Genomic DNA, 25,294 nt, shown 5'->3' with positions numbered 1-25,294 from the left:
CAGTAGAGTAACGCAGGAGCAGTTACCTAGCCCACTAGGTTACAAATCTCGCGCCGCGATTAAATCGCCCCTAGATTGAACACACTTTAATCCTGAAAGGTCAACAGGCCCTTAATGTTATGAGCGATTTTATAAACCCTTTAACGGGTGTAGTGAGTAGCCACTTTATTAGTCACAGCCAAGATATTGGGCAACTAGTTTACTGGCATAAATATGCAGGCGATCACATACAGGTTCGCCAATCCGGGCAGCTTCGCTGGCTGCTAATTAACGATACATTGCAATCGGTGATAGAGCTTAACAATCCACAGCGTTTACTATTTCCACATTTAACCTATTTAGCTAAGCAGTGGCAAACCTTAGCACCGCCAAATCATGTGTTAGAACTTGGTCTTGGCGGTGGCGCTATACGTAATTACTTACAATACACTTACCCGCAGGCACACGTAACATCAGTTGAAAAAAATGCAGATATAATTGCCTGCTATACAGATTTTTTCGCTCTTAAAAACCAAAGTGATGTGCTGTGTGATGACGCGCAAAATGTACTTAGCAAGGCACATAACCATGACTGGATTATTCTTGATTTATTTAGCCAGATAGATGCACCACGATTTTTGTTTGAACGCGCTTTTTATCAAAAAATATACGATGCGCTAAACGCAGGTGGCACGTTATTTATTAACTTTTTATCGCAACATGAGTCGCAGTTAATTCAGTTACAGCAATTACTATTTAATGTGTTTAGCGTAAAAGTAAGCCCGCATAAAATTGCGGGCTTTGTGAATCATATTATTATTGTTACTAAAGCTGGTAATTAAACCGATAAGTTAAACGTAACAGGCCCATCGTTACACAAGCTCACTTGCATATCGGCGCCAAACTCTCCCGTGGCAACACTAATACCCTGCGCTTTAGCTTGAGTTACAAAGTACTCGTAAAGCGCGTTAGCTTGGCTAGGTGTGGCTGCCGATGAAAAGCTTGGGCGCATGCCTTTTTTAGTATCAGCCGCTAATGTAAATTGCGACACCACGAGTAATTCACCGCCTATATCTTTTAGGCTTAAGTTCATTTTGTCGTTTTCATCGGTAAATATTCGGTAATTACTTACCTTATGCAACAGCTTGTCGGCGGCTTGCTCATCATCTGGTTTTTCAACACCGAGTAACAATAAAATACCTTGGCCAATTTCACCTATAACTTGGTTATCAACTTCTACTTTGGCACTTTTTACACGTTGTATTAAGCCTTGCATTTAACTGCGTTCCTCTGTTTTTAGTTCTTCATCAATGTCTATTTCTGGTGTTTGTGGTACATGATTAGGGCTTATACAGGCGGTAAATTCGGCCCCTAATAGCACCACCACCCACGACAAATACACCCACACAAATAAAATAGGAATAGTCGCAACAGCGCCATAAATTACTTCGTACGATGGAAAGTGGCTAATATAAAGCGCAAAGCCTTTTTTAGTCAGCTCAAATAATACTGCCGCAAAAAGAGCCCCCGGTAGCGCAGCCCTAATAGATACAGGCGTGTTAGGCACTAAAGTGTATAACATTAAAAAGCCAATCATCGAAAAGCCATAAGGCACCAGCTTTAACAAAAAGCCACTAAACCCAGGAATGCCCTGATCGGCAAACGACACTAACGAAACAATATACGATGTAACACCAATACTTGCGCCCAGCAGTACGGGGCCTAAGCTCAATACCATCCAATAAACCGCAAAAGAGATCATCATGGGGCGTTTTTTCTTAATACGCCAAATACGATTAAGCGTGGCATCAACATTACGTATAAGCAGCAGTGCAATCGCCGCTAAAAAGCCAATACCCACGGCGGTCATTTGGTTCGCATTACCAGCAAAGGAGCTTATATGCTCTTTAATCACATCAGATGAGGTAGGTACAAAGTTAGTAAACAAAAAGCTTTCTATGGCTATGCGGGTCGACTCAAACCCCGGGAAGGCCGAAAATATTGCCACGCCTACCGCTATCAAAGGCACTAAAGAAAGCAAAGTAACATAGGCAAGATAGCCTGCATTCACTGTAATTTGATCGTCTATACAGCGGTTAACGTACTGCATCCACCAGCTTGGCTGTTGCCTTAAAAAGGAGATAGCTTGCTGTTTATAAAGGGAGAGCTTATCATTCATACAATTGACTTGTGCTAATCGAATTTTGATTATGATAGCAATCAGCACCATAATTTACAGCACTTACTGGTAAATAGGGATCCAAATGAAAAAACAAACATTACTTAGCGCCTCGGTACTGGCCATTACGCTTACTTTATCGGGCTGTCAGTCGGCCTATTATTCTGCAATGGAAAAAGTAGGTGTACATAAGCGCGACATTCTTATTGACCGCGTAGAAGAAACCAAAGATTCACAAGAAGAGTCGCAAGAAGAATTTCAATCAGCACTTGAGCGCCTAACGACCTTAATTAATTTTGATGGCGGCGAGTTACAAGATGCCTACAATCAACTTAATGACGATTATGAGTCGAGCTTAGCAGCCGCTAATGAAGTGTCGAGCAATATTAATAAAGTTGAAGATGTAGCAGAAGCTTTATTTGACGAATGGAGCGATGAGCTTGAGCAATACAAAAGCGCGTCGCTTAAACGCGAAAGCAGTAAAAAGCTAGCGGCTACACAACGCCAATTTAGCCAGTTACTACGCTCTATGCGCAGTGCAGAGAGCAAAATGGAGCCAGTGCTATCGTCTTTACAAGATAACGTACTGTACTTAAAGCATAACTTAAACGCACAAGCGGTTGCCGCTATTAAAGGCGAATTCACTAATTTAAAGCGTGATATTCAAGTGCTGATGAACGACATGAATAAATCAATTGCCGATTCAAACAAGTTTATAGAGCAAATGAATAGCGCTGGCTAATCAATTAAAATCTGCCTAACAAAGCCTGCATATTGCAGGCTTTTTTGTTGTTACGTTTTGTTACCTTTGAACTATTTGTTAATCTTTTGATGTTGTTATACTTTTATAAAAATAATAATAGATAGCAACAATGAAACTAAAAACCACCAGCCTTGTATTTATTTGTGGATTGCTTAGCGCTTGCGAAACCGCTAATCGCATTGAGGTGATTGCAGGGGAAAGCACGCTTACCCCGCAGCATCAAACAGGCGAGCGAAAAGGACGCTTTTATAACCTCTACTCTGGCAAAAAAACCTACCCCACCACCTGCGAAACCGGCTGCTACCCGCCAAGCCCTAAATTACAATGCAAACAAGACGCTGAAGATTGCCAATTTATTGCTGAGCAAAAGCCAATTAATTTAAATACGGGCTTTACCGTGCGCTGGTTAGGGCACGCTGGGTTTATGATCCGCACACCTAACGGACAACACGTGCTATTTGATCCTGTAAAAGAGCAGTTCGACTCACCTGTTGATTTAGCCTTTAGGTTAGCCTCAGGGTTTTACAGGCAACCCGGCGATTGGCTTACACAAAACGAGCTTAAAAACCTAAGTGCAGTGATGTACTCGCATATTCATTACGATCACTTTAATAAAGCCGATATAGGGGAGCTTGGTAATAAACCTCGCTACTTAACGCCATTAGGTATGGCCGACAACTTCCCTACTGGTGGCTATAACATTAGCGAAATGGCCTGGTACGCAAAAACACAGCTTGATGATTTAACGATTCATGCCCTACCAGCGCACCACTTTAGTAGCCGTGTATTAGTACCCTTTATTTACGAAGATAACGATAAAGACCTATGGAATGGCTGGTTGCTTGAGCAAAACGGCAGTACCGTGTTTTTTGCAGGCGATACCGGCTACTCAAAACACTTTAAAGACATTCAGCAAAAGTATGGCGATATAGACATATGCCTACTGCCTATAGCCTCGTATTACAGTGAAGACAGCCCTACTTGGTATCGTTATGTACACACCACACCAGAGGATGCTGTAAATGCAGCTAGCGATCTTAACTGTAAAGTAATGATACCGTGGGGCTATGGTAACTCAAGCTGGAAAATGGGCGACCGGACAAGCCATTCAGCACTGTTAAGGTTGCTTTATATGCACAATAAAATGGCTTCAACCACACCTTTATATATTTTAAACGAAGGCGAAAGTATTTCACTGTAACTCATAGCTGAACTGTTTTAGGATGATTGTAATATCTAAATACATATTAACATTGAGAAATTAATGAAAAAACACGCATTAGCTTTAAGTTGTTTATTAAGTGCCCCAGTGATGGCCATTGATGTAGCGCACACATCGACCCCTATTACTATTGATGGCGTATCTGAAAGCGCATGGGATAAAGCAACGTGGCATAATATGCCGCATTTAATGGATGGCACCTTGCCCTCATCAGATGCCGACTTTAAAGGCCGCTACCGCCTGCTGTGGGATAAAAACTACCTGTATTTACAAGCTGATATAACTGACGATGTACTTATTGATACGCACCCAGACCCGACTGTAAAATATTGGGATGACGATGCGCTAGAAATTTTTATCGATAGCGACGCCTCAGGTGGTATTCACCAGTTTAACCATACCGCGTTGGCATATCATATTGGCCTTGATAACCAAGCTGCCGATTACGGCCCCGATAAAAAAGCCCATTTATACACCGACCACTTAACAAGTAACTGGAAGCGTAATACCCAAGCCCCTTATAACATCACCTGGGAAGTTGCTATAAAGCTCTACCCTAACGATTACCAAGAAGGCGCTGTAAATACGCCCATTACGCTTAATGAAAAACAAGTCATTGGCTTTATGCTCGCGTATTGCGATAACGATGGCAGCAAAGTACGCGAACACTTTATGGGCTCTCACGAAGTACAACCAGTCAATGGCGACAGAAACCGTGGTTTTATAGACGCAGATGTGTTTGGCAAAATTACCCTGCTGCCAAAAAGTAACTACTAATAAATAGTTGAGACGTAGGTTGGGTTGAGCGCAGCGAAACCCAACGAAAAAACACCCTACCAACAATGACAGATGCTTTGCATTACCGATTTTTCAGCTCTGACTCTTTTACTTCTCACCTCCTTCTCTTTGTGCAAATATTTTTTAAGTGAATTATTCACAAAGAGAATAAGAGGCGCTGCGCTTTTAGAGATAAATACATTGTGGCAGTTTCACTATAGAACGAACTATAAACATTGACGTATTTGGAAAAAATCACGCTACCGCCAAAAAGTAACTACTAATAAATAGTTGAGAAGTAGGTTGGGTTGAGCGTAGCGAAACCCAACGAAAAAGCACCCTACCAACACGCACTACCACTATGCATTGTTGCAGATTTATATAGCCTACTGACTTTCAGCTTAAACCAGCCTATTTAGCTGCGCCGTTCTATATTGACCGCTGATAACTTATAGCTGACAACTCTTGTTTTAACCCACAAAAAAGCCGCTGTATTTTGCAATACAGCGGCTTTTAAACCATTACTCTAAATTAATAGATTATGATTTTGGAGCACGACCCGCACGCTTACGCTCACTTTCAGTTAAGTGACGTTTACGGATACGAATGTTCTCAGGTGTTACTTCTACTAACTCGTCATCATCGATGAACTCAAGCGCTTGCTCTAGTGTGTAGTTCAATGGTGGCGTCAATGTTTGTGCTTCATCTGTACCAGATGCACGAACGTTAGTAAGTTGCTTACCTTTAAGGGCGTTAACTGTAAGGTCGTTATCGCGGCTATGAATACCGATAACCATACCTTCGTAAACTTCAACACCGTGACCGATGAATAATTTACCACGCTCTTGTAAGTTAAATAATGCGTTAGTAAGTGCTTTACCTGTAGCATTTGCAATCATTACGCCGTTCTTACGAACACCTAGCTCGCCACCTTTGTGCGGACCGTAGTGATCGAATGTATGGTAAAGTAAACCAGAACCTGAAGTTAACGTCATGAACTCAGTTTGGAAACCGATTAAGCCACGGCTTGGGATCATAAAGTCTAAACGCATACGGCCCTTACCATCTGGTGCCATATCAGTAAGTTCACCTTTACGAAGACCAATTTGCTCCATGATAGAACCTTGATGCTCTTCTTCACAGTCAATTGTTAGTGTTTCATACGGTTCTTCTAATACGCCATCGACAGTGCGTAAGATTACTTCTGGACGAGATACAGCTAGCTCATAACCTTCACGACGCATGTTTTCGATTAAGATACCAAGGTGTAATTCACCACGGCCCGATACGCGGAAGCTATCTGGGTTGTCAGTATCAGCAACACGAAGTGCAACGTTATGTACTAATTCTTTGTCTAAACGCTCACGAATATTACGTGATGTTACAAACTTACCTTCTTTACCACAGAAAGGAGAGTTATTTACAGAGAACGTCATTGTTACTGTTGGCTCATCAACACTTAGTGGTGGTAATGCTTCAACGTTGTTAGGACAACAAACAGTATCTGAAATCTTAAGCTCGCCAAGACCTGTTACCGTTACAATGTTACCAGCGTAAGCTTTATCTGTTTCGATACGCTCAAGACCTAAGTAGCTTTGTACTGAACCAATTTTGCCGTTACGCGTAGAGCCATCAGCACTAACAATCGTTACTTGCTGGTTAGGCACAACAGAACCACGTTTGATACGGCCGATACCGATTACACCTTTATAAGAGTTGTAATCAAGCTGAGAAATCTGCATTTGGAAGTCACCTTCAGGATCTGCATCCGGTGGTGATACTTCGTCAACGATCATTTGGAACATAGGTTCCATGTTGTCAGACGGCTCGTCTAAATCTAGTGTAGCCCAACCGTTGATTGCTGAAGCGTAGATTACTTTAAAGTCTAGCTGTTCGTCAGTTGCACCTAGGTTGTCGAATAAATCAAAGATTTGATCCATAACCCAATCAGGACGTGCACCTGGCTTGTCGATTTTGTTGATAACAACAATTGGCTTTAAGCCTTGCGCGAATGCTTTTTGCGTTACGAAACGCGTTTGCGGCATTGGACCTTCTTGAGCATCAACAAGTAATAATACTGAGTCAGCCATCGAAAGTACGCGTTCAACTTCACCACCAAAATCGGCGTGTCCCGGGGTATCTACGATATTGATATGGTAGTCTTTCCAAGAAATGGCTGTGTTTTTAGCCAAAATGGTAATACCACGTTCTTTCTCAATGTCGTTTGAGTCCATCACACGCTCTTCGTTACCGCCGCGTGTTTCTAATGTACCTGATTGCTCAAGTAGTTTGTCAACCAATGTCGTTTTACCGTGGTCAACGTGCGCGATAATCGCTATATTTCTTAACTGTTCGATGCTCATATTTTTACTCAGAGAAGTTTATTCTCATTGATCCTGCAAGATCTACGCACTCATCTGCGTTTTCACCAGATGTCCCAGCATAGGATTTAAAAGGGCGCATATTATCCCTCATTAATGACATGGATGAAAGTTTATCCAATACAATTTTAAAAACTTTCTTAATACTTTTACTAAGTATCTGTTTTTTATATGACAATTATATGAAATAAATTTCGACAAATTACATAAATTGTCGTTTTTTAGCTAATTTGTTGATTGCTTTGGCACTATTTACTATTTAAGTTAAGCTGATTTAGGTGATTAAAATACGTGCAGAATCGAGCGTGAAATTTTTGCACCAATGTGGATATTTTACGCACCACAAAAGTGCAAAGCGCGTGGCCACTTTTGTGCAACCATAATTTTTAACTTAATAAACAGCAAGTTAAAATAATGGCATAAAATCGGCTTACTAAAAAACCAAAGCATTTAATGCAGCAATAATAAAACCCAACAGTTGGAGGACACATGTCACAATCGGTTTTAGATTTTATTAAAGAAAATGACGTTAAGTTCATTGATTTACGCTTTACTGATACTAGAGGTAAAGAACAACATGTTTCTATTCCTCATCACCAAGTAGATGAAGATTTTTTTGAAGACGGCAAAATGTTCGACGGCTCTTCAATTGCAGGTTGGAAAGGCATTAACGAATCAGACATGGTACTTATGCCAGTAGCTGATTCAGTAAAATTAGACCCATTCACAGAAGAAGCTACGCTAATCGTACGTTGTGATGTTGTAGAGCCATCTACACTACAAGGTTACGAGCGTGACCCTCGTTCAGTTGCTAAACGCGCTGAAGAGTACATGAAATCTACCGGTATCGCAGATACAGTTTTATTTGGCCCTGAGCCAGAATTCTTCCTATTTGATGATGTTAAATACAAGTCAGATATGTCAGGTTCTATGTACAAAATTGATGCTGTTGAAGCAGCATGGAACTCTGATAAAGACTACGAAGGTGGTAACACAGGTCATCGCCCAGGTGTTAAAGGTGGTTACTTCCCATGTTCACCAGTTGACTCTTCACAAGATTGGCGTTCAGCTACTTGTTTAGTACTTGAAGAACTAGGCCAAGTAGTAGAAGCACATCACCACGAAGTTGCAACAGCGGGTCAAAACGAAATCGCAACTCGCTTTAATACAATGGTATTAAAGGCGGATGAAATCCAAGAGATGAAATATGTTATTCATAACATGGCTCACCTTTACGGAAAAACGGCCACATTTATGCCTAAGCCTGTTGTAGGCGATAACGGCTCTGGTATGCACTGTCACCAATCTTTAGCAAAAGACGGTGTTAACCTTTTTGCTGGTGATAAGTACGGTGGTCTTTCTGAAGATGCACTTTACTACATTGGCGGTATTATTAAGCACGCTAAAGCAATCAATGCGTTTGCAAATGCCTCAACTAACTCGTACAAACGTTTAGTACCAGGTTTTGAAGCACCGGTAATGCTTGCATACTCTGCACGTAACCGTTCTGCATCAATCCGTATTCCAGTTGTACCATCTGAAAAAGGTCGTCGTATTGAAGTACGCTTCCCAGATCCAACTGCTAACCCATACCTTGCTTTCTCTGCAATGCTTATGGCTGGCCTTGACGGTATCAAAAACAAGATCCACCCTGGCGATGCTATGGACAAGGATTTATACGACCTACCAGCAGAAGAAGCAGCAGAAATTCCACAAGTTGCATCTTCACTAGATGAAGCGCTAGAAGCACTTAGTGCTGACCGTGAATTCTTAACGCAAGGTGGCGTATTTACTGATGATTTAATCGATGCTTACATTGCACTTAAATCTCAAGAAGTTGAAAAACTTAACATGACAACTCACCCAGTTGAGTTTGAAATGTACTACAGCGTTTAATACGCCGTAGACAAAATTATCGATAAGATAATAAATGTGTGTTCTCAAGCCCGCTTAGCGGGCTTTTTTTTATGGTAAATTAGGGTTATCTCCACTAAAGTTATGTAATTACAAAATATGCAGGGTAGCAATGTGAATTACAGGATATTATTACTATTTTTTGCTTTAGGATTAAGCATTTATAGTTATGCAGGCAATAAGAAAATTTATGCTTGGAAAGATAAAAATGGTGTTTTAGTGTTCTCAGATACACCACGTAGTGGCGCGCACGAAATAAAACTAAGCAGCCAAGATCTTACCCTGTCTGAGACCGATAAACACACCCCTGGTTCACCACAGCCAACACACCCTAACCGTTTTCAAATTATGATATCGTCACCTACACATAACCAAACCGTACGCGAAAACACCGGCTCGGTGTACGTAACAAGCCGCATAACACCGCGTTTTGAAGCTGGCTTTACCATACAGCTATTTTTAAACGGTAACGCTTATGGGCCCGCAAGCGATTTATCAACGTTTGCTATACGGGATGTAGAAAACGGAGCTCATACTTTGTATCTCAAACTTTATAATAAACAAAATCAAGCCATTGCTATCAGTCAGCCCAGTACCTTTGTGATGCAAAGAAAGGCTGTAAACTAAGTACAATGTCTCATGAAGCAAAATTAGCGCAGCAGTATTTACTGATTAAAACTTGCTTGCAAATATTAACGCACTAAAGTGGTGCAAAGATGTCAAACGAACAAAATTTTAGCCCTGAACTTCTCAATGCCATTTGGCAAAATCAAACTACATCGGTCATGTTACTTGATAAAAGTTTTACCCTTGTTTATGCCAACACCAGCACCAGCGAACTACTCGGCTTGGGTAAAAAGCGCATTATTGGGCAAACCTTTAACAGCTTATTTAATTACCATTCTGTGGATTTAGAGCGCATAGCCCAGTACTCACTTGTGGATGGTGTAGATTGCAGCCAGCACAGAGCTGACGTGGTCTTTATAGATTCTCGCCATGCAAAAATAGCCATTACATCGCGCCAAGTTAAGTTTAAAAACGAACGCTATATTTTACTTGAGTGTCGTAAAACCGATGAAGAAATAAAACACGACAAAGCCTCTAACCAAATGCATCAATATCAAGCGGCACGAAATTTAATTAGAGGGCTTGCTCACGAAATTAAAAATCCTTTAGGGGGAATACGCGGAGCGGCGCAGTTATTGCAGTATGAGGTAGATCAACAAGAAAGGGACGAATGCGCTGAGCTTATAATTGAGCAAGCCGACCGATTACGCGAATTAGTTGATAGGCTACTTGGGCCAAATCAGCTTCCGCAAAAGTCGTATGGCAATATTCATCAAACACTTGAGTCGGTTGTTAAATTAAGCACATTAGATAATTGTAAAAATATTAGTCTAGTTAAAGACTACGACCCAAGTATCCCTGATGTGTTTATTGACCAAGGCAAGGTTCAGCAAGTTGTACTTAATATTGTACGCAATGCTCAACAGGCGTTAGTTGATGGCGGTGAAATAAAAATAAAAACCCGCATTAATCATCAGTATCGCCGCCCCGGAAAAGCCCCTAAAAAAGCCTTGTTGATCCAGGTTTCTGATAATGGACCAGGCATAGACCCTAGCGTTCGCGAAACATTGTTTTACCCGATGATCACCAACAAAGAAGGTGGCTCAGGGCTAGGGCTTTCAATCGCACAAACGCTCATAGATCAGCACGACGGTTATATAGACTGCGATAGCTGGCCTGGCCATACTGAATTTAATATCTATCTGCCTTTTGCAGATTAATGTTTTGGAGTTGGCATGAAAACAGTTTGGCTTGTAGATGATGACGCATCAATTCGCTTTGTATTAGAAAAAGCGCTGACACGCGCAGGGTTTGAAGCAGAAAGCTTTGCAAATGCGCAAGACGTGTTAAGCGCGCTAAAATTTAGCCAACCAACCGTGTTGGTATCTGACGTACGGATGCCTGGCATGGACGGCATGGCATTGCTTGAACTCATAGCAGAGCAAAACCCTGGGCTGCCGGTTATTATAATGACCGCCCACTCAGATTTAGACTCAGCGGTTAACGCATTTCAAAAAGGCGCGTTTGAGTACTTAGCCAAGCCATTTGATTTAAACGAAGCCGTGGCATTAATCGAAAGTGCCTGTAGAGCAAACTCAACTAAAAAAACTAAGCGTAAACAAGTTCCACCTAAAAGCGCCCATATTATTGGCGAAGCCCCTGCGATGCAGGAAGTGTTTAGAGCGATAGGTAAACTGTCGGCTTCAAGTATGAGCGTACTAATTAATGGTGAGTCAGGCACAGGTAAAGAGCTTGTAGCCAGTGCCTTACATAACCACAGCCCACGTAAAGAAAACCAGTTTATTGCATTAAACATGGCCGCTATTCCAAAAGAGCTTGTGGAGTCTGAGCTATTTGGCCACGAAAAAGGCGCATTTACTGGTGCCGATAGCGTTCGTAAAGGCCGCTTTGAACAAGCCAATGGCGGCACACTGTTTTTAGATGAAATTGGCGATATGCCACTGGATGTGCAAACACGTTTATTACGTGTACTCGCCGATGGTGAATTTTACCGTGTGGGCGGGCACCAAAGTATTAAAGTTGATGTACGCATTATTGCTGCAACGCATCAAAATTTAGAAGATTTAGTAAAACAGGGTAAATTTAGGGACGATTTATTTCATCGTTTAAACGTTGTGCGCCTTCGTTTACCGGCTCTTAGAGAAAGAACTGAAGACATTGAGCGCCTAGCGCAGCACTTTTTACACAAAAGCGCAAAAGACCTGCAAGTAGAAAGTAAAGTGCTAAGCCCAAAAGCCACAGAGCAGCTTAGGCTATTTAGCTGGCCTGGTAATGTTCGCCAGCTTGAAAACACCTGTCGCTGGTTGACCGTTATGGCTCCTGGTGAATTAGTAAGTGAGCAAGACCTACCACCAGAGATCATTGATGCAGCGCCTGTTCAACAAGAAGGTGATTGGCTCGATGCGTTTCAGCAATGGCTCAATCAAGAGCTTAAGCAAGGTAAAGAAAACATTTGGCCCGATATTCAAGCTCAGCTTGAAACTCGCCTTATAAAAACAGCACTGGCTAATTGCTCTGGCCATAAACAAGATGCGGCCATAAAAATTGGCTGGGGGCGCAACACGTTGACCCGCAAATTAAAAGAGCGCAATATTAGCTAGTTTCTAACCGTTACTCGTTGGCCCTAGGATGAAATTAATAGAACACATTCCATTGTTTAAACAAATGGAAATAGTGAATAGATTGCACTTTTTTAAAGACTTCACCCTTGCTGAACGCCAAGTGCTACTAGAGTCGTTTGGGTTATTGTATTTAGTTAACCAGCATCAGTTTTTATTTAAACAATACGATAACGACAAACGCTTATACATTGTATTAAGTGGTGCGTTACTTGTTTTTAAACATAACCACTTGCTGGAGCTTGGCACTATAGAGCCCGGTGAGTTTATTGGTGAAGGCGCATTTATTAATAACCGCGAGCGCAGTACGAGCGCTCGCGCTAAAACCGACACCATAGTACTTGCCATTACCCCAGAGGCACTTACTCGCTTGCCTAATGTAATACGCGAAAAAATTAAAGATAGAATCATAGAAGGTATGAGCCTGCGTATTGCAAAGCTGAGTGAGCACATAGAAACCCACGGTTAGCTCTATCACTCAGTCCATATAAACAATTTGTAGTGAGCAATCAAGCCAGCTGGGGTGATTAACATGCGCCGTAAATGTATACGTATCGGATGGCTTTGCGCCAAAGGGCGTCGCTACAAGCGGCTGTGAGTGGCTATATGTTTGCGAGTAGGCTTTATAATAAATAACAACATAACCATATAAAAACTCCCAACCTAACCTTACAACAGCGCCACTGGGTAAGGTAAAGTCAGCGTGTTCATTTGAAAATCTAACCGCTAAATCATTGTATTTATCGTCGCTGCAATGAGTTGTTCTTAGCCGAGACGGCATAGTAAAAGCATCTTCTCCATCAGTACTCTTTAAATAAAAAACCAATATTGCCATCGCCATAAAAATGATTTGATCGTGTGGTGTAGTTAATTTCGGGCTGATAACCTAGCTCTTGCATAATAATAGCTAACTGCTCAGTTTCTTTTGGGTAAATTTTATCGCTTGATAAGAGTAACGTAGCCTCACCAAAGGTAGATGGGATTTCTAGCGCTACGTATTCATAAGGAAGATTTTGTGCTTTTAGCGCAGCATCGAGCTGCTTGCGCTGCTCATCTTGCAAGTTTTCACTAAAAACATAAACGGTAGGTTGTTGGCACGCAGTTAATAATAGTGCCCACATACAGATTAAAATGCCATTTTTCATAGTTACCCCCAATGATTACAATTGTAGTCTATTGGAGGAAACTATCTATAGCAACTTAATACTCATGTGCTTAATTAAGTATTATTGTACGTTGGTATAATTTGTTTGGCTGTCTAACCAGGCATCTACACTTTGGCGCGTATATAAAACTTCGTTAAATAAGCGATGACGTTCAAATTCCAGTTTTGATTTTTTAAGTGGATCGCCACTAATTAGCCGACTGTGCGTATCGTTAAACTTAGAAATAACCGAAAAGCCGCGTTCATCTTGCTCTTTTTGTGTTTTTACCGAGTTAGCTAAGTGAGCTCTTACATCATCTGCTGTCAGCATATCTGAATTATCTAAGCCCATTAGCTCTTTTTTCATTGCTAATCTTATGCCCATTTACTGCTCCAATTATATGCAGACCTAAACAATTAAAACGGTGAAATAATTACCATGTTTTAGGTACGATTTTTTATTTGCCAAAGCAATAGCAAATAGCACACCAAATTTTTGCTAGAGCATACGCATCAAATGCTGCAGTTTTTTTAAAGTTGAAAAAAGTTTTATATTTATCACTCTTTTTTATCCCACTCGGGCGAGCTTGCTAGGTGCAAAAAACAGTGCAAGCCTTTATACTTGCTGCTTATGCGCCACCAACAGAGATAACCATGTCAGAAGAATACATTGAAATTGAACTTGAAGAAGAACCTATAGAGCTTTGTAAATTACTAAAAGTACTCGATTTAGTAGAAGGTGGCGGCCAAGCTAAAAACCTAATAGCGCAAGGCTATGTTGGGGTTAACCATGAAATATGTACAATAAAACGGAAAAAATTATACAGTGGCGATGTACTTGAATTTGATGGCGAGCTTTTTCAACTCACTTTAAGTGAAGATGCGACTCCTGTAGAGCGCCCAGTGGTAACAACCCAGCCACAGCCAGAAAAAACACCTAATGAAACAGCTCAAAAGCCGGCAAAAAATAAAAGAAAGCGCACTAAAAAGCCAAAGGTTGATGAAAATACAGGGCGCCGCCCTATCTCATTTGGCTAGCCATTAGCGCTTTGTGCCATTTTTATTATATGTATAGGCTGGCTTGAACAGTTAGCCTTTTTGCTCTTTAATTACCTCGTAAAATACAATAAAAACAAGGTAATAATATGACAACCTCAGCTACACCCAATTGGTTTAAACCCGCCCTGTGGGCAGCACTTATCTGGAATTTATTAGGTGTGTTTGCATTTATAATGCACCTTATGATGACCCCCGAGATGATAAGTAAACTTCCGTTAGATCAACAAGCTGCATATTCAAACGTGCCTTTATGGTCTACCATTGCGTTTGCTGTAGCGGTATTTGGTGGCACCCTTGGCTGCATACTACTATTGGCCAAAAATGCACTTGCAACGCCTACCTTTGCGCTATCGTTGGTAGCGATATTTATTCAGCAATTTTATAATTTCATTGTGATAAATAGCATTAAAATGCTGGGGGTAAGCGCGGTGTTTATGCCTATTTTAGTGATTGTTATTGCGTTTTTGCTTTTATATTTAAGTATAAAAAGCAAACAACAAGGTTGGTTGAACTAACTTCCCCCCCTTTTGTAAACTCATTATTTTGCTACTTGAAAAAACAATTTTAGGTAGCACTTCTATACTTAGTACTGTCTAAAAAACATGCATTGCACTACCTGCTTTTTAGCCTGTTTTGTCATATTTATTATCTCTGGTATGCACTTTGCAAACTATTGGCAAATAAACACGTTATTTTATCAAGGACATAATCCTAACTATCAAAGGGGCAAAAAATGAATAGTTTCGACACCCAACAACAATTAACGATTAATGGCGAGCAATACCATATTCACTCACTTAAAGGATTAGGCGACAAAGCAAAGCGATTGCCCTTTTCTCTCAAAGTATTACTAGAAAACCTATTACGCAATGAAGATGGCGTAAACATCAAAGAACAAGACATTCAAGCCCTTCTTGACTGGGACCCTAAAGCAAAGCCCTCAGCTGAGGTGGCCTTTACGCCGGCACGTGTTGTAATGCAAGACTTTACAGGTGTTCCCGCCATTGTTGATTTAGCTGCCATGCGTGATGCAATGGAAAAGCTAGGTGGCGATCCTGCAAAAATAAACCCGCTTTCTCCTGCTGAACTTGTAATTGACCACTCAGTACAAGTAGATGGCTACGGTGATGGCGGTGCGTTTGATTTAAATGCCAAGCTAGAATACGAACGAAATAAAGAACGCTACGAATTTTTACGCTGGGGGCAAACTGCTTTTGATAATTTAAAAGTAGTGCCACCAGCTACAGGTATTGTGCACCAAGTAAACTTAGAGTTTTTAGCGCGTGTTGTTTTTAACGACAGTGAAAACGGAAAATCAATAGCCTACCCAGACACCCTTGTAGGGACTGATTCGCACACCACCATGATTAATGGTTTAGGTGTGCTAGGCTGGGGCGTAGGTGGTATTGAAGCCGAAGCAGCCATGCTTGGGCAGCCAATTAGCTTGCTTATTCCTCAGGTAGTGGGCTTTAAATTAAATGGCCGCCTACCCGAGGGCACCACAGCTACCGATTTAGTGCTCACCGTTACCGAAATGCTACGTAATCACGGCGTAGTGGGTAAATTTGTTGAGTTTTATGGTGACGGCCTAGCTGATTTACCGCTCGCCGATAGAGCAACCATTGCCAACATGGCACCAGAGTACGGTGCAACATGTGGTATTTTCCCCATTGATGATGAAACAATTAACTACCTGCGTTTAACGAACCGCGATGAAGATCACCTCAAACTGATTGAAGACTACGCTAAACACCAAGGCTTATGGCGCCATGAAGGCGACGAAGCGCATTACACAGACACCCTTGAGCTTAAATTAGACGATGTAGTACCTAGCCTTGCAGGCCCTAAACGCCCACAAGACAGAATTACACTTGATAAAGCCGGTGATGTGATAGGCCAGCACCTAAAAGGTTTCCAAGATGAGCGTATGGCTCGTCGTGATAAAAGCGATATTGAAGAAGCGCGCATTGAAAGTGAAGGTCCAACAACCAACCCGGATGAACCGGTAGACGAAGCGCAGTTTATGGGTGCAGCCAAAGTGAAGTTTAAAGGCCAAGAATTTGAACTAAACGATGGCGCCTGTGTTATTGCCGCTATTACAAGCTGTACAAATACCTCTAACCCCAGTGTTATTTTAGCCGCAGGCTTAGTGGCTCAAAAAGCTAAACAGCTGGGTATTAATGTAAAACCGTGGGTTAAAACATCGCTTGCACCCGGTTCGCAAGTGGTAACCGACTACCTTGAAAAAGCAGGTCTAATGGATGACCTAGAAAGCTTAGGCTTTAACTTGGTCGGTTATGGTTGTACCACGTGTATAGGTAACTCAGGCCCGCTTGCAGATGAAATTAGCGAAGCTATTCAAAAGCATAAGCTAGTTGTAAGCTCTATTTTATCGGGTAACCGTAATTTTGAAGGGCGTATACACCAAGACGTTAAAATGAACTTTTTAGCCTCGCCTCCACTTGTGGTAGCGTATGCCATTGCAGGGCGTACAGACATAGATGTATACAACGAACCTTTAGCGCAAGATGAAAACGGTAACGATATTTACCTAAAAAATATTTGGCCAAGCGTGAGCGAAGTCAGCGAACTAGTACAAAAAACGGTAACCAGAGAAATGTTCGAAAAAAGCTATGCCAACGTATACGAAGGCGACAGCCGTTGGCAAAAAATTCAAATTCCTGATGGTAAGCTCTACGATTGGGATGATGGCTCAACTTACATTAAAAAAGCACCATTCTTTGAGGGCATGAGCGTTGAACCACCAGGCGTGCCAACAATTGAAGGGGCGCGTTGTTTAGCTAAACTTGGCGACTCAGTAACCACTGACCATATTTCTCCTGCGGGAGCCATTAAAGCTGAAGCGCCAGCCGGTATTTACTTACAGGAAAAAGGCGTAGAAAAAGCGCAGTTTAACTCGTACGGTTCACGCCGTGGTAACCACGAAGTGATGATGCGAGGCACATTTGCGAACGTTAGGCTTAAAAACTTACTCGCACCAGGTACAGAAGGTGGCGTTACTCGCACCCAACCTGATGACAAGCTTGCCAGCATTTACGATGCCGCAATGGAATATGAAAAGAGTAACACACCATTAATTGTGTTAGCTGGTAAAGAATACGGTACCGGTTCATCACGCGACTGGGCAGCAAAAGGCTCGCTTTTATTGGGTGTAAAAGCGGTGGTTGCACAAAGTTATGAGCGTATTCACCGCTCTAACCTCATTGGTATGGGTGTACTGCCTTTACAATTTAAAGAGGGTGAGAGCCACGAATCATTAAATTTAACTGGCCAAGAGCAGTTTGATATTGAAGGTTTGTACGACAAAACGAATGAAGTGAGCATTATTGCCACGAATGCTGAGGGCAAAAAAGTCAGCTTTAGCGCCGATGTACGTATAGATACCCCTAAAGAGTGGGACTACTACAAGCACGGCGGTATTCTACAATACGTTTTACGTAACATGCTTGACTAATCATATATTTAAAATAAAAAAGCCTAGCAGTCGCTAGGCTTTTTTATGCGCTAAATAATTAACGAGTATTGCAACTTGGTATTGCTTTTAACTGGTTATAAGCCCTTAGCATAACGAAGGCGCAGTAACTCAGCTCACTAATTACAAACCCCGCACGATTAAAACCCCTCATATTGAGTAAGCTTTAATGCTAAGCGCACAATAAAAATTTAGTACCCACCTATACTTTGCATCTCTTTACTGCGCTGCTCTAATTTTTGCTTTGCCTTTTCAGCATCTTCAAACAGTTTTTGAATAGATTCAGCGTTGTAAACGGTAGGTGTAGGTGGTTGAATACTCTTTTTTGAGGTACTTGCACTGCTACTCAAAATTGAGGTGTCTTCTGCGGCTACAACAGTGACATCGCGGGCATCAAGTTTTACCTCAATACTTTTGCCATCTGCATTAGGCGTATCTGAAAAATGCCATTGGCCGTTTTTATCTTGCCACTTATAAATTTTGCTACCGGGTTTAATTGTCGCCGCATCATTGTTTACACTCTGCGCAATTTTATCGCCCGCTTGTTTTGCGCCTTGCACTGCCTGATTAAGCGTATTGGTAGATAACGCGACCATTTTTTCTTTAATTTTGTGAGATTCAGCACTAATAGATGAACTAGAAAGCCATGTTTGGCCATCTGGCTTTTTTAGGTAAAACAAAGAGATAACAGCAATGATCATGACTGATATTGCCAAGTAGGTGAAGTATTTCATAGCGTTCCTGCTTAAAAATGAATCCTTGAAAGGCAAGTCTAATAAAAAATACTTAATCAGGCAATTTTTTTGCAATAAAAAACGCAACCTAAGTTGCGTTTAAATAGTTGTTTAGCATTCGCTTTTTTTAAATACCATCGCCGTCAATATGCAGTCCGCATTCGCGGTTTAAACCAAAAAAGCGCGTTTCTTCTTCGCTCATACCTGGCTCAAGTTTACGCGTAGTATGCACATCACCCATCGACACATAACCTTGCTCCCATAATGGGTGGTAAGGTAAATCATGCTTGGTAAGGTATTGATATACATCGCGGTTTGACCATTCAATAATCGGGTACACTTTTACCGCACCTCGGCTTATCTCAACAAACTGTTTATCTGCACGGGTCGATGATTGGTCACGGCGCAGGCCACTAAACCAGGTACCGGCACCAATTTCTTTTAATGCGCGGGTCATGGGCTCTACTTTATTAAGCTGATTATATTGCTTAATACCGTCCTCGCCTTGTTCCCATAACTTACCGTATTTAGCTTCTTGCCATGCAGGGCTTAGCTCAGCTTTATACACCTGTAAATTAAGTGATAGGCGCGCTGTCATTTGCTCAATAAACTGATACGTTTCTGGGAATAAATAACCCGTATCGGTTAATACCACAGGAATATCAGGACGCTGAGATGTTACTAAATGCAGCATGACCGCCGCTTGAATACCAAAGCTTGATGATAAAAAGGCTGTATCGGGTAAGTTCTCTAGTGCCCATGCAACACGCTGCTCCGCACTCATAGGTGCAAGTATGCCGTTTGCATCTGCAAGCAATGCCGCTTGGCTTTGCTTATCAAGCTGTAATATGTTTTTAAATTCACTCATGGTCAATTTTAAACCTCACCCACGCTCCGCGTGGGTATTTAATTAAGCGTGAAAATCGGTTACTGATACTTTTACTTCAGCAACAATGCCTTTGCGAATTACAAAGTCACCAAAACATTCACCGTCGTTTCGCTCACTTGCCCACTGGCCAATCAGCTTATCAAACGCGTCTAGGTAAACATCTTCACCTACATTTTCTAGGTACAGTTTAGGAATGCGTGTACCTTCTAAATTACCGCCTAAGTAAACGTTGTATTTACCAGGGCCTTTACCTACTAAACCAGCTTCTGCAAGCATTGCGCGGCCACAACCGTTAGGACAACCTACAACACGCATAATAATGCTGTCATCAGGTATGCCATGCTTAGCAAGTAGTGCTTCGGTTTTTTCAATTAAGCTTGGTAAGTAACGCTCAGCTTCGGCCATAGCAAGCGGACACGTTGGCAATGCTACACACGCCATTGAGTTTTTACGTTGCTCAGTGTCTTTGTCATCAATTAGGCCGTGGTTACGGGCAATTTCTTCAATGACTGCTTTTTGATCGGCAGGCACACCGGCAATAATTAAGTTTTGGTTAGCCGTCATGCGCATATCACCTTGGTGCACTTCTGCAATTTTACGACAACCTGTTTTTAATGGCTTACCTGGGTAGTCTAAAATACGGCCGCTTTGTATAAATAGCGTAAGGTGGTGCTTGCCATCAATGCCTTCTACCCAACCGATACGATCGCCACGGTGAGTAAACTCATAAGGGCGGCTTGGTGCAAAGCTTACACCGGCACGTTTTTCTACTTCGGCTTTAAATACGTCAGACCCAACACGGTCTAGTGTGTATTTAGTTTTTGCATTTTTACGGTTAGAACGGTTACCCCAATCACGCTGCACTGATACAACATGCTCAGCAATTTTTAAGGTGTCTTCTAGGGCAATAAAACCAAAGTCGTCAGCTTTACGCGGATACGTAGCCGTATCACCGTGGGTCATAGCTAGGCCACCACCTACAAGTACGTTAAAGCCAACAAGCTTGCCATCTTCAGCAATAGCAACAAAGTTTAAGTCATTCGCATGCACATCAACTTCGTTGTTAGGCGGAATAGTAACCGTGGTTTTAAACTTACGCGGTAAGTAGTTAGAACCTAAAATTGGCTCTTCTGTGGTTTCTGCTTTTTCGCCATTTAACCAAATTTCAGCGTATGCTTTCGTTTTTGGAAGTAAATGCTCAGAAATTTTTGCAGCCCACTCATATGCTTCTTGATGTAACTCTGACTCAACAGGGTTAGTCGTACATAGTACGTTACGGTTTACATCGCCTGCGGTGGCAATAGAGTCAATGCCAACGCTATTAAGCATTTGGTGCATGCCTTTAATATTTGGCTTTAATACACCATGAAATTGAAACGTTTGACGTGTTGTTAAACGAATACTGCCGTAGCTTGTTTTTTCATCGGCAAATTTATCAATTGCTAGCCATTGCTCAGGCTTGATAATACCGCCAGGCATACGTGCACGTAGCATTACGTTGTGCAGCGGCTCTAGCTTTTGCTTTGCGCGCTCAGGGCGTATATCGCGGTCATCTTGCTGGTACATACCGTGAAAACGTATAAGTTGGAAGTTATCGGCTGTAAAACCACCGGTAATTTCATCTTTTAAGTCTTGCTCTATGGTGCCACGTAAAAAGTTACTTTCTCTTTTCAAACGTTCGTTATCAGAAAGTTTTACGTTTTTATCTTGTTCGCTCATTTTAAATCCTAAATTTGTTACAGTGACGGCTGCTAGCTGTTAATAAAATAAGAAACGTGATTAATACACGTCTTTCTGATAGCGGTTAGCGCTACGTAAGTCTTTTAAATATTGCTCTGCGTCTTCGTAGCTTTTACCGGTGTTTTCGCTGATGATATCAACTAAGGCGTTGTGTACATCTTTTGCCATGCGGTTTGCATCACCACACACATAAAAATGCGCACCTGCTTCTAGCCACTCAAAAATTTCTTTTGAGTTTTTGCGTAGCTTGTCTTGTACGTATACTTTTTCGGCTTGGTCACGGCTAAATGCAACGTCAACTTTGCTTAATAGGCCTGATTTTAAATAACCCTGAATTTCTACTTGATACAAGAAGTCTTGTGTAAAGTGTGGGTTACCGAAAAACAGCCAATTTTTGCCTTGTGCTTCTCGCGAGTCACGCTCTTGTAAAAATGCACGGAATGGCGCAATACCGGTACCTGGGCCAACCATAATAATGGGGGTATTATCATCGCTAGGTAAACGGAAGTTGTCGTTGTGCTCACTAAATACTTTAACTTTACACCCTTCTTCAGCACGGCGTGCTAAATAACCAGAGCAGCCACCTAAATGTTCGCTGCCAAAGGCGTCAAACTCAACTAAACCTACCGTTAAGTGCACTTCCTCTTCAACCTCGCTTTGGCTTGAAGCGATTGAGTATAAGCGCGCTTGTAGTTTACGTAGGCAATCAACTAAGGTTTGTGCGTCTATTTTTGCAGGATTTTGTGCCACTACATCAAAAATTTGACGAGGCTCAATGTACTCACGCATAGCGGCTTTATCTTCTACAAGCTTTAGTAGCTCTGGCGTGCCCGTTGCAACTGCGTATTTTTCTACAAAGCCTGGGTATGACTGAGTAAGCTCTAACTTTTCGATTAATGCATCGCGAATAGGCAATGACTCTTCGCCCACTTTTACAAGTGTGCCTGAATCGATTTGCGTGTGTGTTAGTAACTCATCTACGCGGGCTTCATCATTTAAAAAGTACACGCCTAATGAATCACCAGGTAAGTAGGTGATGTCTGAGCCTTCAAGCGAAATCTCAACATGGCGTACATCTTTAGTAGAATCGCGCCCTGTAATTTTTTGTACGGTAACAAGCTCTGCCGCAAATGGGTTTTGCTTAGTGTATTGGCTTGCTGCCGCTGTTGGCGCGCCAAATGGCATTGATACAACTTGGCCGCCAGCAGCATCTTGCTGCGCTTTTAAATCAGGTTCGAATGCATCAAGTGCACCGGTGATCCAAGTGGCTGCTTCATCATCGTAATCAACATCTAGGTCGGCACGTTGGAAAATAGTTTCTGCGCCAAGTTTGTTTAAACGCTCTTCAAAGTCTTTTGCTGTTTGGCAGAAAAACTCATAGCTAGAGTCGCCTAAACCCAGTACCGCCACTTTAACGCCATCTAACTTAGGTGCTTTTTTGGTAGTTAAAAATTCATACAGTGTTTCAGCATCTTCAGGTGGCTCACCTTCACCGTAGGTAGATACAACAACGGTTAAAAACTTTTCTTTTTTCAGGGCTGTAGGTTTGTAGTCAGACATGCTCACAAGTTTTACAGCTAGACCGCGCGACTCTGCTTGCTCTTTAAGCTTAGTCGCCACACCTTTTGCATTACCTGTTTGCGAACCATACAAAATAGTAAGTGGCGCAGCATCGCTTGCAGCCGCTGTAGGCGCTTGCCCACCAAGAGCCGCAGAATTAGCATTTGCAGCTAAGTAACCACTTACCCACGCTTGCTGAATCGGATTAAGTTCTGCTACTAAGCCTTGCAGCTTTTGTACTTGCTCTTGCGATAGCGGGCTTGCCGCTGCGTTAAGTTGACCTAACAACATGAATTTGTTCCCCATAACCCTGAAAATTACATACAGCCCACATGATGCGCTGTTCAAAATGAGTTTTACCTCACCCAGAGTAACTCTGCTGAGGTTTTATTAGTGTGCAGGATAGCGGGCTATGCGGTGAGAAAAAAAGAATAGAATCTGCTTTGTTATTCCATTTAGTTATTAATTTATATAAAGACCTTCAAAAACAGCTTAAAGGCTTATTATTGCCATTTTATTAATTTTGTATTTAACAAATTTGTAACCTTGTGCAGATAGTGTATGTTATTTACTCAACTATAAAAAATAGGAACAATCATGTCACACGGGACATACAAAAATAAGTTACTTAGCACGGCATTACTGATTGCCGCCACCCCAGCAATGGCCAATGTCGCTAATGGCGGCTTTGAGCAGTGGACAGGCAATACGCCTGACGCGTGGACCACAATTGATAGCGGTATTAATGTATCGCGCTCAACCAGTATCGTAAATAACGCAAGCAGCGCGGCGGCTATTAATGTGACCACCGGCTCGCAAAGCAATACCGACTTATTACAACAAGTCAGTGTGGAGGCTGGCAAAACATATGATTTCTCAGTGGATGTATATCACACTGAAGGAGGCATAAGGGCCCGCCTGTATGTAGATGGCTACCAAGGGTACTCTAACCAAGCGCAAACTAACCAGTGGCAAACAATTAGCCACAGTTATACGCCTAGCAGTAATAAAACCATTAATGTTGGTTTACGTTTTTACGATATGAGCGGCTTTGATGGCAATGAAACCGTTTATGTAGATAATTTTTTGCCTAATACAGACGGCGGCGCTTCAGGCAGCTGTAACGGCCATAGCCTTACTTTAACACTTAATACCGATAACTACGGCAGCGAAACCAGCTGGGTGGTTAACAACAGCCAAGGTAGCAGCGTAGCCAGTGGTAGTGGTTATGCCTCTAACACACAATATAATGAGCAACTCTGTTTAACTGATGGCGCATACACCCTAGTTATAAGTGACAGCTATGGCGACGGTATGTGCTGTAACGTAGGTAATGGTAATTATGCGCTCACTCAGGGCAGCACCACACTTGCCAGTGGCGCAAGTTTTAATAACACAGATAGTACAACTTTTGAATTAGGCGATAGCTCTGGTGGTGATACTGGCGGTGGCACTAACCCAACACCAACAGGTTATTACGTAACAACTCAGGGTTTATCTGGCTATGCATTAAAAACTGAGCTTTATAACATTATCAAAAATCACAGCTCGCAAGGTTACTCGGCTATTTGGAACTTTTACGATTCTTCAGCACGCGATAAATACTTTGAAAACGATAACAGTATTTTAGATATGTATAGCGAAAAGCCAAATGGTAGCGACAGTTATACTTACACCGCGGTGAGCGATCAGTGCGGTACTTATAACAGTGAAGCAGATTGCTATAACCGCGAGCATTCGTTCCCTAAAAGCTGGTTTGGCGGCACAAATGAGCCAATGAATTCAGACGTGCACCACATTTATGCAACCGACGGTTATGTAAACTCAAAACGTAGTAACTACCCATTTGGTGAAGTGGCTAGCGCATCATTTACATCAACAAACGGTAGTAAAGTCGGTTCAGCAGCAAGCTCTATTAATTACTCAGGTACGGTGTTTGAGCCAATTGATGAGTTTAAAGGTGACTTTGCTCGCGCTTATTTTTACATGGCAACCCGCTACGAGAATGTAATAGGCTCGTGGCAAAATAACACAACTGCCAGTAATGCAGTCCTTAATGGTACAAGCAATCAAGTATTCGAAAACTGGGTGGTAGCTATGCTACTTAACTGGCATAACGCCGACCCTGTTAGCCAAATGGAACTTGACCGTAACCAAGCAGCTTATGAGTTTCAAGGTAATCGTAACCCGTATATCGATCACCCTGAATTTGTTGAGATGATTTGGTAATAGCCTGCTTATAACTTTTTAGCCC

General features: G+C 41.9%; 21 protein-coding genes and 1 pseudogene. 13 read left to right on the top strand and 9 right to left on the bottom strand.

The genetic code is table 11. The annotated features are described in order from the left end of the window. The first annotated feature begins 119 nt into the window (after positions 1 to 119). The gene (locus tag AN390_RS14150; RefSeq protein ID WP_055255162.1) at positions 120 to 821 is read left to right on the top strand and encodes a spermidine synthase; all 702 of its coding nucleotides are present in this window, start codon (positions 120 to 122) and stop codon (positions 819 to 821) included. On the opposite strand, the gene dtd is transcribed toward AN390_RS14150, so the two are convergent. Next, on the bottom strand, positions 818 to 1,255 hold the full coding sequence (dtd, locus tag AN390_RS14145; RefSeq protein WP_054983371.1) for a D-aminoacyl-tRNA deacylase: 438 nt from the start codon (positions 1,253 to 1,255) through the stop codon (positions 818 to 820). The two genes, AN390_RS14150 and dtd, sit on opposite strands and share 4 nt — an antisense overlap. Beyond that, positions 1,256 to 2,158 carry a virulence factor BrkB family protein gene (locus AN390_RS14140; protein WP_029773504.1) on the bottom strand — a complete coding sequence of 301 codons (903 nt, stop codon included), beginning with the start codon at positions 2,156 to 2,158 and terminating at the stop codon, positions 1,256 to 1,258. 85 nt (positions 2,159 to 2,243) lie between these two features. Here AN390_RS14140 and AN390_RS14135 point away from each other — a divergent pair, with 85 nt between their 5' ends. From AN390_RS14135 to AN390_RS14125, 3 genes are all read left to right on the top strand, one after another. Further along, positions 2,244 to 2,900 carry a DUF2959 domain-containing protein gene (locus AN390_RS14135; protein ID WP_004588426.1) on the top strand — a complete coding sequence of 219 codons (657 nt, stop codon included), beginning with the start codon at positions 2,244 to 2,246 and terminating at the stop codon, positions 2,898 to 2,900. 130 nt (positions 2,901 to 3,030) lie between these two features. Beyond that, the gene (locus AN390_RS14130; RefSeq protein ID WP_055255161.1) at positions 3,031 to 4,122 is read left to right on the top strand and encodes an MBL fold metallo-hydrolase; all 1,092 of its coding nucleotides are present in this window, start codon (positions 3,031 to 3,033) and stop codon (positions 4,120 to 4,122) included. Between the two features lie 63 nt (positions 4,123 to 4,185). Then, the gene (locus tag AN390_RS14125) at positions 4,186 to 4,920 is read left to right on the top strand and encodes a CBM9 family sugar-binding protein (RefSeq protein ID WP_055255160.1); all 735 of its coding nucleotides are present in this window, start codon (positions 4,186 to 4,188) and stop codon (positions 4,918 to 4,920) included. Positions 4,921 to 5,459: 539 nt separating this feature from the next. Here the strand turns inward: AN390_RS14125 and typA are convergent. Further along, a complete protein-coding gene (gene typA / locus AN390_RS14120) occupies positions 5,460 to 7,283 on the bottom strand; it encodes a translational GTPase TypA (protein ID WP_004589455.1) in 1,824 nt (607 codons plus the stop codon). Between the two features lie 507 nt (positions 7,284 to 7,790). Between typA and glnA the strand changes: the two genes are divergently transcribed. The 5 genes from glnA to AN390_RS14095 all read left to right on the top strand — a co-directional run bounded on the left by glnA (position 7,791) and on the right by AN390_RS14095 (position 12,890). Further along, complete coding sequence (gene glnA / locus AN390_RS14115) at positions 7,791 to 9,197, top strand: glutamate--ammonia ligase (protein WP_024031998.1); 1,407 nt, start codon at positions 7,791 to 7,793, stop codon at positions 9,195 to 9,197. Positions 9,198 to 9,329: 132 nt separating this feature from the next. Then, positions 9,330 to 9,842, top strand: coding sequence for a DUF4124 domain-containing protein (locus AN390_RS14110; RefSeq protein ID WP_024031997.1), 513 nt, complete (start codon positions 9,330 to 9,332; stop codon positions 9,840 to 9,842). An 89-nt stretch (positions 9,843 to 9,931) separates the two neighbouring features. After that, the gene (glnL, locus tag AN390_RS14105) at positions 9,932 to 11,002 is read left to right on the top strand and encodes a nitrogen regulation protein NR(II) (RefSeq protein WP_004589452.1); all 1,071 of its coding nucleotides are present in this window, start codon (positions 9,932 to 9,934) and stop codon (positions 11,000 to 11,002) included. Positions 11,003 to 11,017: 15 nt separating this feature from the next. After that, positions 11,018 to 12,403 (top strand): nitrogen regulation protein NR(I), encoded by a 1,386-nt coding sequence (gene glnG / locus AN390_RS14100; protein ID WP_004589451.1) that lies wholly within the window; start codon positions 11,018 to 11,020, stop codon positions 12,401 to 12,403. 28 nt (positions 12,404 to 12,431) lie between these two features. Next, entirely contained in the window at positions 12,432 to 12,890 is a 459-nt protein-coding gene (locus AN390_RS14095; protein WP_004589450.1) for a cyclic nucleotide-binding domain-containing protein, read from the top strand. Positions 12,891 to 12,899: 9 nt separating this feature from the next. Here the strand turns inward: AN390_RS14095 and AN390_RS14090 are convergent. Together AN390_RS14090 and AN390_RS14085 are read right to left on the bottom strand one after the other, a co-directional pair. Next, positions 12,900 to 13,566, bottom strand: a pseudogene (locus AN390_RS14090) (hypothetical protein). An 81-nt stretch (positions 13,567 to 13,647) separates the two neighbouring features. Further along, positions 13,648 to 13,950: a hypothetical protein gene (locus AN390_RS14085; RefSeq protein WP_004589447.1), complete on the bottom strand. Its 303-nt coding sequence runs from the start codon at positions 13,948 to 13,950 to the stop codon at positions 13,648 to 13,650. Between the two features lie 269 nt (positions 13,951 to 14,219). Between AN390_RS14085 and AN390_RS14080 the strand changes: the two genes are divergently transcribed. From AN390_RS14080 to acnA, 3 genes are all read left to right on the top strand, one after another. Beyond that, positions 14,220 to 14,603 (top strand): RNA-binding S4 domain-containing protein, encoded by a 384-nt coding sequence (locus AN390_RS14080; RefSeq protein ID WP_055255192.1) that lies wholly within the window; start codon positions 14,220 to 14,222, stop codon positions 14,601 to 14,603. A gap of 107 nt (positions 14,604 to 14,710) precedes the next feature. After that, on the top strand, positions 14,711 to 15,139 hold the full coding sequence (locus AN390_RS14075; RefSeq protein ID WP_055255159.1) for a hypothetical protein: 429 nt from the start codon (positions 14,711 to 14,713) through the stop codon (positions 15,137 to 15,139). 218 nt (positions 15,140 to 15,357) lie between these two features. After that, positions 15,358 to 18,099, top strand: coding sequence for an aconitate hydratase AcnA (acnA, locus tag AN390_RS14070; protein ID WP_055255158.1), 2,742 nt, complete (start codon positions 15,358 to 15,360; stop codon positions 18,097 to 18,099). 209 nt (positions 18,100 to 18,308) lie between these two features. Here acnA and AN390_RS14065 read toward each other — a convergent pair whose 3' ends face one another. The 4 genes from AN390_RS14065 to AN390_RS14050 all read right to left on the bottom strand — a co-directional run bounded on the left by AN390_RS14065 (position 18,309) and on the right by AN390_RS14050 (position 23,331). Beyond that, complete coding sequence (locus AN390_RS14065) at positions 18,309 to 18,851, bottom strand: DUF4124 domain-containing protein (protein WP_004589443.1); 543 nt, start codon at positions 18,849 to 18,851, stop codon at positions 18,309 to 18,311. 127 nt (positions 18,852 to 18,978) lie between these two features. Then, on the bottom strand, positions 18,979 to 19,719 hold the full coding sequence (locus AN390_RS14060; protein WP_055255157.1) for a phosphoadenylyl-sulfate reductase: 741 nt from the start codon (positions 19,717 to 19,719) through the stop codon (positions 18,979 to 18,981). 42 nt (positions 19,720 to 19,761) lie between these two features. Continuing rightward, positions 19,762 to 21,459 (bottom strand): assimilatory sulfite reductase (NADPH) hemoprotein subunit, encoded by a 1,698-nt coding sequence (cysI, locus tag AN390_RS14055; RefSeq protein WP_024031990.1) that lies wholly within the window; start codon positions 21,457 to 21,459, stop codon positions 19,762 to 19,764. A 60-nt stretch (positions 21,460 to 21,519) separates the two neighbouring features. After that, positions 21,520 to 23,331 (bottom strand): assimilatory sulfite reductase (NADPH) flavoprotein subunit, encoded by a 1,812-nt coding sequence (locus AN390_RS14050; RefSeq protein WP_054983363.1) that lies wholly within the window; start codon positions 23,329 to 23,331, stop codon positions 21,520 to 21,522. Between the two features lie 306 nt (positions 23,332 to 23,637). On the opposite strand from AN390_RS14050, the gene AN390_RS14045 reads away from it, so the two are divergent. Continuing rightward, on the top strand, positions 23,638 to 25,269 hold the full coding sequence (locus AN390_RS14045; RefSeq protein ID WP_055255156.1) for an endonuclease: 1,632 nt from the start codon (positions 23,638 to 23,640) through the stop codon (positions 25,267 to 25,269). Positions 25,270 to 25,294 lie beyond the last annotated feature (25 nt).

This window comes from Pseudoalteromonas sp. P1-11 (genome assembly GCF_001399995.1).
Lineage (GTDB): Bacteria > Pseudomonadota > Gammaproteobacteria > Enterobacterales > Alteromonadaceae > Pseudoalteromonas > Pseudoalteromonas atlantica.
This window is presented reverse-complemented; position numbering and strand designations above follow the sequence as displayed.